Source organism: Kosakonia oryzendophytica, assembly GCF_900094925.1.
Classification (GTDB): Bacteria; Pseudomonadota; Gammaproteobacteria; order Enterobacterales; family Enterobacteriaceae; genus Kosakonia; species Kosakonia oryzendophytica.
In genome coordinates, this window is record NZ_FMAY01000007.1 from 1 (window position 1) to 10,451 (window position 10,451).

General features: G+C 54.8%; 5 protein-coding genes and 1 pseudogene. 4 read left to right on the top strand and 2 right to left on the bottom strand.

Translation table 11 applies throughout. The features are described from left to right. From GA0061071_RS12945 to GA0061071_RS12955, 3 genes and pseudogenes are all read left to right on the top strand, one after another. A partial coding sequence (locus GA0061071_RS12945; protein WP_090269448.1) for a flagellin occupies nt 1–94 on the top strand: 94 nt, incomplete at its 5' end. Between the two features lie 162 nt (nt 95–256). Further along, nucleotides 257–692, top strand: a pseudogene (tnpA, locus tag GA0061071_RS12950) (IS200/IS605 family transposase). 217 nt (nt 693–909) lie between these two features. Then, complete coding sequence (locus GA0061071_RS12955) at nt 910–4,560, top strand: glycosyltransferase (protein WP_088237971.1); 3,651 nt, start codon at nt 910–912, stop codon at nt 4,558–4,560. A 40-nt stretch (nt 4,561–4,600) separates the two neighbouring features. Here the strand turns inward: GA0061071_RS12955 and GA0061071_RS12960 are convergent, their stop codons facing one another. Beyond that, the gene (locus GA0061071_RS12960) at nt 4,601–5,383 is read right to left on the bottom strand and encodes a class I SAM-dependent methyltransferase (RefSeq protein WP_209446730.1); all 783 of its coding nucleotides are present in this window, start codon (nt 5,381–5,383) and stop codon (nt 4,601–4,603) included. Nucleotides 5,384–5,494: 111 nt separating this feature from the next. Then, the gene (locus tag GA0061071_RS12965) at nt 5,495–9,061 is read right to left on the bottom strand and encodes a glycosyltransferase (protein WP_088237969.1); all 3,567 of its coding nucleotides are present in this window, start codon (nt 9,059–9,061) and stop codon (nt 5,495–5,497) included. A 233-nt stretch (nt 9,062–9,294) separates the two neighbouring features. Between GA0061071_RS12965 and GA0061071_RS12970 the strand changes: the two genes are divergently transcribed. Next, nucleotides 9,295–10,446: a DegT/DnrJ/EryC1/StrS family aminotransferase gene (locus tag GA0061071_RS12970; protein ID WP_061494310.1), complete on the top strand. Its 1,152-nt coding sequence runs from the start codon at nt 9,295–9,297 to the stop codon at nt 10,444–10,446. The last annotated feature ends 5 nt before the right edge of the window (nt 10,447–10,451 follow it).

Consider the following 10,451-nt stretch of genomic DNA (forward strand, 5'->3'; position numbering starts at 1 on the left):
CATGTCGCGCGCGCAGATCCTGCAACAGGCCGGTTCCTCTGTTCTGGCGCAGGCCAACCAGGTTCCGCAGACCATGCTGTCCCTGCTGCGTTAATCCGGCACGCTTTAAAAAGGCATCTTCGGATGCCTTTTTTATTGTCACCCCTAAACCACCTCTTTGGGCGGTGGTGAGTGATCCTCTAAGGCTCTAGCCTGAAGAATGCCCATGCCGGAATAGCTCTGCTTACTCACCACAAGTAAAAGGAGACAAACCGACATGAGGCTTTACAGGCGTTCATCATCTGTATCCTGGCGTGGCAAATACCACATAGTGTGGGCGACAAAGTACCGTTTCAGGATCTCTGAGAGATAATCTGGGCAAGGAACGTTACAGGACAATCTACATTCTATGCGGAATAAAAGATTGTGAGGTTCTGGAACTAAATATCCAGTCAGATCAGGGGCATCTTGTCGTTATCATCCCGCCCAACATTTCCATATCAACTCTGAAGAGTCGTCCAGAAAGTCGCAGTGCAATCAAGCTCGAAAACCGTTCCTCACGTACAAGTAAGAAGGTATGGTGAAATCATTTTTGGTTGCGGGGTTACTTTGTAGATACGGTCGGTGTGAACGAAGAAATTATCAGAAGATATGTGCGTCATCGGGAGAAAACCGAACAAACACATGCACAGCAGGTGGAATTGTTAGAATAGTAAGCGGAAGGATAACAATATCCCCCTTACAGGGATCACTCTCAAAAGTCACTTTCTCAGAAGGGAGGCTTTTACCTGGTCAATCGCCGGATATAACCCCTTTTCTGCAAGCTGTTTTTCCTCTCGATCTTTCCTCCGTCGCCCACAATATTGCATAACGACAGGAACGCCTTTTGAAATCGCCCCGGCTGTACGCCCGGTGATGTGAGGATGACAGATGCGAAGCATATTAATCAGCGTGGATAAATTTGACGCCTATACCCCCCATAGTGCCGAACTTCTTGATATCGCCGACGCCTTGCTGGCAACAGGCTGGCGCGTGGATGTTATTAGCTGCGCGGCAGGGCAGACGCTGACGGGCGAAATAGAACGCCTGATGGCGACAGGCCGCTTTGCGGTGATCACCGATAAAATCGGTGAGCCGGATGCCCATTACGACATTATCTGGATCTACCGGGGATTCTTCAGCGAAAAACTGCTTAACGCCGTCAGCGAAAACCGCCTGGCGGGCGCGATGGTGTTCCGCCATTACAGCGATTACAACGATCTCTATATCCCCTGGGGCGTGGCGCTGGAAAATCAATTTGCCGCGATCACGCTCGACCTCTCGCCACGCACCTCCGCGTTGTTGCTGCAAACCGGTGTGGATAGCGCCCAGCTTAAAACCTTGCCCTGGTCCGTTCCGGCCCGTTTTGGTCAGTTTGTTCGCACGCGCGAGGCACAGACGTTGTCTCGCGTGCTCTATATCGCGCCCAAAATGTCTGCCGAAATGTATGAAGTGCAGCAGAAAGCGCGAGAGGCCGGGATTCAGATTGACTGGTTTGATCTCAGTCAGCAGGTGCAACGCATTGAACCGGCGTGGCTTGAGCAATATGACGTGGTAATTGGTAATGAAGAGAGCGTGCCGAAAGCACTGTCGCTGGGGATCCCGCTGTTCCTTGCCAACGAAGGGTATGTCGAAGGGTATCTGACCGACGAGAATATGGCGCGCCACGAGGCGGAACACTTCTGTGCGTTAACGCTGCGGAACTGCCCGGATGCTGACGAGTGGGTAGATCTGCTGAAAAATGGCTATGCCAATGCACGCGCCTGGTCGCAGGCGCAACGCGCCTATTTTGCCACTAAATGGAATCTGGACAGTGCACTGGCGGCGCTTTTCGCCCAACCTCTGGTGGAAAAAACACGCACGCTGGATGCACGATCCCGCTACACCCTTAACTTCCACAGCAAAGCGGTGTTGGCACAGCAGCAAACGACGGCTTACTCCTTTAACCGCTGGCTTGATGATCGCCAGATAAGCGATGCGCGTCGCGAAGCATTACGCACGTTTGCCGGTGCCTACCCGGAGAAAGCCAGCATTGGCGTTATCATTCTCGGTGAGGATGATGCCAGCGCGCAGACCCGGGCTTCGGTAGAGAGCCAGTCGCTGGCGGCTGTATCGATTGATGTGATTGCCAGCGATGCCACGTGGCCTACGGCGGTTAACGCGCTGCTGAGCACGCGCAGCGCTGACGCCCTGTTGCTGATCCCAGCCGGTTACACGTTGCGTGACGATGCATTGTTGCGCTTTGTTGAACAGCGCCTGCAACAACAAAACGCCTGGCTGTTTTACGCGGATGAAATGACGCGGGCGGAGAACGGCGAACCGGTGCTGACTTTGCGCCCGGATGTGAATATCGATCTGCTGCGCGGCGTGCCTTATGTTGGGCGTGTGCTGCTCTTCTCCCGTGATGTTGCCCTGCAACTGGGCGGCTTGAACAGTCACTATCCGCAGGCAGCCATGATCGATCTGCTATGGCGCTTTGTCGAAGGACAGGGCGCAGCAGCCCTCGGGCATGTGGCGGAAGTGCTGGTAGAGAGCCCGCACCCGGCGGGGCAGTGGAGCGATACACCGGACGTTATCCGTGAATGCCAACAGATCCTGCTGGCGCATCTGCAACGCCTTGGCATCAACGCGACGCTGGAAGCGGGGCTGATACCCACGATTAAGCGCGTGCGTTATCACTGGGATGCCACGCCGCTGGTGTCGATCATTATTCCTACCCGCGATCGTTTTGCGCTACTGAAGCGCTGTATCGAAAGCCTGATGGAGAAGACCCGTTATCAGCACTATGAACTGCTGATTGTGGATAACCAGTCCGTGGAGGACGATGCGTGCCGCTTCCTGAACGATTTAGCGGCGTTGGGGCTTGAGCAGGTGCGAATCCTGCGTTATGACGCGCCGTTTAATTTTGCGGAAATCAACAACGCGGCGGCGCAACAAGCGCGCGGCGATGTGCTGGTCTTCCTCAACAATGACTGTGAAATTATTGATGGCGAGTGGCTTGATGCCCTGCTGGAACAGGCGCTGCGACCGGAAGTGGGGCTGGTAGGCGCGCGTCTGGAATACCATGATGGTCGTATCCAGCATGGCGGTTACCTGCTGGGTGTTCAGCATGGTGTAGACGTGGCGTTTGAAGGGGCGGATGGCCAGAGCAATGGCTTCCAGCACTATCTGAAAACACCGCGCAACCTGGCAGCGGTGAGCGCCTCTTGCATGATGGTGCGTAAAGAGGTCTTTTTCTCGCTGAATGGTTTCACGCAGGAGCGGTATCCGCTCTATTTTGCCGATGTGGACCTCGGTTTGCGTGCGCAGAAGCTGGGTTACCTTAACGTCTGGACGCCATACTCTCGTGTCAGACATATGGGGGGTGCAACACGTCTGCTGGGCGACAAGTTCCAGGTTCAGGAGCGCCCGCTGCTGCATGATTATGCCTCTCTGCGTCAGGAGTGGAAGCAGGCGTTACTGGCAGAGCCTTCTTACCATCCTTTAATGCAGAAAATGGGCAAAGCTTTCACCCTGAGTGACAGCAGTGCACGGCTGTTTCAGCCGTTGCCGGGCCGTCCTTTGCCGGTGGTGCTGGCGCATCATATTAACTGGGTTGGCGGCGGCCATCACCGGGTGATGCAGCCGTTTAAAGCCATGGAGCGTCACCTGATGCTTGAAGGCGGTCTGATCAACACCATCCCGGGCGTGATGGAAGTGGCGCAACTGCAACCGGATGTCATCCTGCTGGAGTTGATCACCGGCAGTCGTTTCCCGGATATCTTTAAACAGCTACGTGAAGTCTGCGATGCGAAAATCGTGCTGGAGTACGATGACTATTTGCTGAATGTGCCGATTAAAAATGGCAACCGTCAACACTTCCCGCAGCATATGATCAAAAGCTTCCGTAAAGTGATGGAGAGCGCGGATTGGGTTGTGGTCTCCACCGCGCCGCTGGCGGAGGCGTACAGTCGTTTCCATTCGGACATCCGTATTGCGCAAAACCGTCTTGCGCCGCATCAGTGGGGGCATTTGCTGAGCGAGCGCAACACCGGGAAAAAGGTGCGCGTCGGCTGGGCGGGCGGCAGTTCGCACGCTGGCGATCTTGAGATCCTGCTGCCGTTGATCAAAGAGCTGGAAGGGCAGGTTGAGTGGGTGTTTATGGGCATGAAACCGCGCAATGTGCAGTGTGAGTTTCACCCAGGTGTACCGTTTGAGATGTACCCAGAAAAACTGGCGAGTCTGAATCTCGATCTGGCACTGGTGCCGTTGCAAATTAACCAGTTCAACGAGTGTAAGAGCAACCTGCGTCTGCTGGAAATTGGCACGTGCGGCGTGCCGATTATCGCCACTGACATTGAGCCCTATCGCTGCGGGCTGCCGGTGATGCTGGTGGAGAACCGTTTCAAAGACTGGATGAACGCCGTTCAGGCTTACATCAACGATCCGCTGCTGCGTCAGCGCGATGGGGAGGCCTTACGGGAGGCGGTGCAGAACCACTGGTATCTGCGCGATGCCGGGCTGGACGACTGGCGTCAGGGCTGGCTCCCGGCAGGTGCATAAAAGAAAAGGCGCTGCAAAGCGCCTTTTTTGATCCGCCGGGTTAGCGTGTTTTCCAGTAATCAACAAAACCGTCTTTACCGAACAACCATGCTGTTTGCAGTTCCGCGTTGATATTCTCCACTTGCGCCTGCACGTCACTGTAGGGCTTGCGGAGCAGTACCCAGGCTTTACTGATTGGGCTGTAAATTGAGGATTTGTACCCCCATTGCGCCATTAACCGTTCCATGCTCTGGTTGGTATGTACGGCAGTATGCACTGGCGTATCAATGTAGAACCAGTTCGGATCCTTCGGTACGCGCTCCACGACCACGGTGTGAATCATCAGCGCTCCGGTATCGGAGACCAGATCGTTAACCGCATCAAGGTCGGCCCGCGTCAGCACATGTTCAAACATGGCGGAGTTGATCACCAGCGACCATGCCTTTTCAGGCGGGTTGTCGATGTAGCGCTGGTGCGGGTTTCTGACGTATTTATCGTAGCAGGTGATCTCGCGGTCAAAGTATTTACGCTGGATATGACTCAGCGAACCGTAACCGGCGGCGTAATCGAGAATCGCACTGTCATCGATAATATGATTGCGCGCCAACAGTTCAATCATCATTGCCTGAGCGGCGTAAGGCGGTTGGTTAAAATCGTGCGTCTCGCGGCCTTCGGTTTCAGCATAATGATGAAAGTCGTGATTCAGTTTTTCCCACGCCTTTGCCGGTAACGACTGGTGCGTTCGTGAACTGAGAAAATGGCACGCCGGACATTCATAAAACTGCACGGGAACCAATTGTTGTGTGAAGTTGCGTGTTGAAGGGGCAATATATTCCTCCTTCACAAAATACAACGCCATTTCCGTGCCACAAATGAGGCATGCATGCTTATCCATAAAGACCCTGTTTACGTAGCCATTATTTCAGAAGGTATCGCGGCTCAAACCGCCTGGTGGTCAGTTACCAGGCAGCCAGCAGCGTGCGTGATGAAGCAAATTCTCTCCCCGCAACATGCCATGTTCCTGTACCCAGGCTTGCAGTGCGTCGCCCTGTTTCCACGTCGCCGGTAAATCGTGCAGATGCATTTCGATGGCATCACGCCATTTCTTCGGCGAGTTAGCCACGCGGGTCACCGGCAGCGTATTGCGATAGCAAATGTTGTCGCTACAAATCACCGGGATACCGCAGGCACCATACTCCAACAGGCGAACCGTGCTGAGGTTGCGGTTAAACAGACTATCTGCCAGCGGTGCCAGTGCCAGGTCGAGATTCAGTGAAGCCAGTTTGTGCGCATACACTTCGCTGGCCCAGGCAGCGTGATACTCCTTCACGTGCGGGCGAAGCGCTGGCGGGCAATAGCCAAAAAAGATCCAGTCAACGCGATCGGCGAGCTGGCTTATCAACGGGTAAATGACATCCAGGTCGGCGCTGCGTTCTGCGCTACCGATCCAACCGACTCGTGGTTTTTGTCCCACGCCGCGCAGGCTGCTTAGTCCGGCCCACACCACCGGATCAAGACGGGTTTCCGCCACACGAATATCGGCATTCCAGCCCGCGCAGGTTTCAGCCAGGACTTCACTGGCCACCACGAGGCGATCTACGCTGGCTGCGGTTGCACGCAACGCGTGCTGAAGATCGGCCGGAAACTTCTCCCGAAGCGGTGACTGGGCCGGTAACGCCGGGAGGTACTCATCGATATCGAAGACGGTAAACACCGGGGCAATTTTGCGCAGGCGTTGCAGCCACTCTTGCAGGAACGGTGAGCACTGACGTGACAATATCAGCGCATCCGGTGCGTAACGCACAATCTCGGCATAGGGGGTGGCGCGATACGCGTTTTGCCCGTCCGCCAGCGCAGCGTCTTTCAGTCGGTCCAACGGTAAGACCAGACGCGATTGGGTGGCGGGGTGTTCGCTCAGCGGGTAAGTGATAAAACGCGGCAACGGTTTCCAGTGCAGCGGTTGCCAGGTATCGTGCTCGCCCAGGGTGAACTGGAAGCCTTCGCCATCCAGCGTCAAATTGGGGTTATATGCCGGGTCATTGGCAATCAGCGGCATCCATTTTTCATACATCGCATCCTGTTCACCCATAAAGCGAATGCGTTTCTTCTCCTGCGCGGTTTTATCCACTTTGTTCTGGCTGACGCTGCCTTCGTGCATCACCATGGCGTGTGGTGTCCAGACCGTGAGATAACCGGCTTCGCGAACTTTCAGGCACAAATCCACATCGTTATAGGAGACTTTAAATTTCTCTTCATCCAACCCACCAACCTGGTCGTAGACCGATTTGCGGATCAGTAAACAGGCGGCGGTCACCACGTTGTAGTTTTGGTCGACCTGTAAGCGGTTCATATACCCTGAACGTTCCAGATCGCTGCCGATAAACGGGTGATCCGCCGGGCCGCGCAGACCCAGAACCACCCCCGCGTGCTGGATTTTCCCGGTCGGGTAGAGCAGTTTTGCGCCAGTAATACCCACTTCCGGGCGCAGGCCGTGGTTCAGTAAACTGTCCAGCCAGCCACCGCTGATGATGGCGGTATCGTTATTGAGCAACACCAGGTACTCGCCACGGGCTTCCCGCGCCGCCATGTTGTTGATGGCAGAGTAGTTAAACGGGTAAGGATAACGCAGCACACGAATGCGTTCCGGATCGATAGTGGCGATGCCTTCCAGCCACTGTAAGGCTTCCGGCGTTTCGCTGTTGTTATCAACAATCAGCAGTTCATAGTTACGGTAGGTAGTCTTTTCCAGCAGGCTGGTTACGCAGGGGATCAACATTGAGAGCTGATCTTTGGTCGGGATAATGATCGACACCAGCGGCTGCTGCGTGTGGTGGTAGCGCAGGGCATACAACCCCGGTTTTGGGGCTTCGACGCGGCCCTGCGGGTAACCCCGGTGATGCAAATGCTGGGTCAGGATCGCCAGTTCTTCCGGCTGCGTGACCTGAATCGGATCATGACCAATAACAAAAATCTCCGGCAAATGACCGGCGAACTGAATGCCTTTTTGTTCAATCAAGCGCACGATGTAATCAAATTGCCACGCCTGCTGATAACCGGTATTGAAACCGCCCAGCGCCAGCACCGTGCTGCTGCGGAATATCCAGTGGCGTGCCATTTCGGATGGGTAGCTGAGCAGCAGATCGAGGTTAAAGTCGGGGCGAAAAGCGGAGCCAATCAGCTCACCATCGGCAGACTGATAAAACTCATCGCCGTATACCGCATCGCAACCCGCTGCACCGTCCAGCGCCAGGTCGAACATCAACATCCCGCCGCTCTGTAAGGTTTCGCCAGCTTCCAGACAGAGCATCCAGTCTCCGGGGCGGGCAGTGAGATACTGATTGACCGCCGTGGCCCGCATAGTCTGTGGGCAGACCAACGCCGGAGCGCCTGCTGGCGCTGACTGCTGATCATCGCAAATCACTACCGGGTTGAGGGTCAGGCCGAAACCCTGGTACGCCGCGATACTGCGCAGGGTGTGCTCGCAGGCGGTAGTGTTGCCTCCTTGCTGGAAAACGAACACCGTGAGTGTCTGCGCAATGGCCCGGGCCTGCTGAAAGGCATCGACCAGCGGGCGATATTGCGAGGGTAGGGTCCGTGCCGCCAGCCAGTCACGGATCTTTCCACTGCGAAAGTGCGTGAGCGACTGCTGAGCGGAGGTCAGCATCGCATGGTGAATATTGACTTGTTGAAACTGGTCTGGCGTGTCCATGGGCGCCACGCGCACCCACTGGTTTTGCTCCGGAGTGCCTTTGTACCAACCCAATTCACGGATAACAATAGGCATGCGGGTGTAGGTGCGGGTGACCTGTGCCTGGCGTGTCTGGTTTAACTGGCTTTGCTGGTTACCGGAAATACGGAAAGCGGAAAGGGTTTCAGCGACAAATGCCAGGTCGCCCTGGGCCAGCAGCTTCAATGAAATGGTCATATCGGCGAGGAACGGCATCGCCTCGCCTTGCAGGAGAAATAACCCCTCGGCAAAGGCCACCAAATCCTCGCGGTAGCACAGCATCACGCTGGGTTCGCCGATAAAATTGACCAGGTTGTCGGCAAAGTAGGCGATGACATCGCGGCCATTAATGATCACATCGTCGGCAAACGGGGCGGCGGTGGCGACAATATCTGCCAGCGGTTGGTCATATTCGTCCACACGCAGACGGCGTGAAGTGGCGAGTCGGTTATTGGGGGCTGAGGTCAGCGCAGCGACAAGACGGGTGATACAGTGTTCGAACAGAATATCGTCGTCGTAGAGGAATTTAACGTATTTGCCTTGCGCCTCACGCACGCAACGCAGGCAGTTGTTCTCTTCACCCAGCTGTTTTTCATTTTTGACGTATTTTACTGGCGTAGAGGTGTTGTGGGCGTAACGTTCGCAGATCAAGCGAATCGTATCATCCCGGCTGTCATCGCAGATGATCACTTCGCAATTCGGCCAGCTTTGATTGAGTGCACTGCTCAGAGCGGTTTCAAAGAAATCGGGCTTATAAGCCGGGATGATGATACTCACCAGATCATGTTGGTTCATTGTTTTTCCAATTGAATTTCCCTTTCCGGGAAGCCATCACCGAATTGTGATAAGAATTTGACATAATTTCAGTGCGTTCCAGCCGTCAAATATCCAGTGTTTTCCCCCTCTTTTTAGAGGATAGCGTCGTCGTGGGCGCAATTGGCACCTGAAATGCCGTCTGTTTTACCGATAAGCAAATCCGTCCCCTCGTTATCATGCAATGACTCATTGATTAACGTGCAGGTCTGCATATGGGCGATAACATCTTTGTCACGAGTCCGCTTTTGCCTCCTCTTGAGGAGTTCATGCCCTACATGGAGAAGATTTGGCAAAATCGCATCCTGACTAACGGTGGCGCTTTTCACCAGCAACTTGAAGAGGAGCTGGCGAACTACCTGGGCGTAAAACACGTGTGCCTCTTTTCCAACGGTACGCTGGCGTTATTGACCGCGCTGCAAGCGTTGCGCGTCACCGGCGAGGTGATCACCACGCCTTATTCGTTTGTCGCCACCTCCCATACCCTGTTGTGGAATGGCCTGACACCCGTCTTCGCCGATATCGACCCGCAGACATTTAATATTAGTCCGGAACGCATTGAAGAGCTGATCACGCCGCAGACTACTGCCATCATGCCGGTCCATTGCTATGGCATTCCTTGCGATGTCGAGCGCATTCAGCAGATTGCCGATGTTTACGGGCTGAAAGTGATTTACGACGCGGCGCATGCATTTGGCGTGCGTAAAGATGGCGTCAGCATTCTCAACCATGGCGATTTGTCGGTGCTCAGTTTCCATGCCACGAAAGTGTTCAACACCTTCGAGGGGGGCGCGATCATTTGCCACGATGCCCGCACCAAGCAGCGCATCGATTATCTGAAAAACTTTGGTTTTGCCGGGGAGACCCGCGTCGTCGCGCCGGGGATCAACGCCAAAATGAACGAGATGGAAGCGGCGTTTGGGCTGTTACAACTGAAATATATCGACGGCGCATTGGCTGCCCGTTCGACGATTTATCAACGTTACTGTGAAGGGTTGCAGGGTATTCCGGGCATTAGCTGGTTTGACGCCGCCGGGCGGTTTGACTGGAACCATGCCTATTATCCGGTGCTGGTGGACAGTGACTATCCGCTCACGCGTGATGGGTTGTACGATGCGCTGAAAGCGGAAGGGATCTACTCGCGCCGCTATTTTTACCCTCTCATCAGCTCCTTTGCTATGTACCGCCATTTAGCGACCGCTTCAGTGGATCATTTACCGGTCGCCAACGCGATTGCTGAGCAAATCCTTTGCCTGCCAATCTACCCGGATTTGACACAAGCCGATCAGCTGCGGGTGATTGATATCATCCGTCGGCATGCGCAAAAAACAAAAAAGTCCGGTAAACCCGTTCGCCACGTTGCCTGATAAAA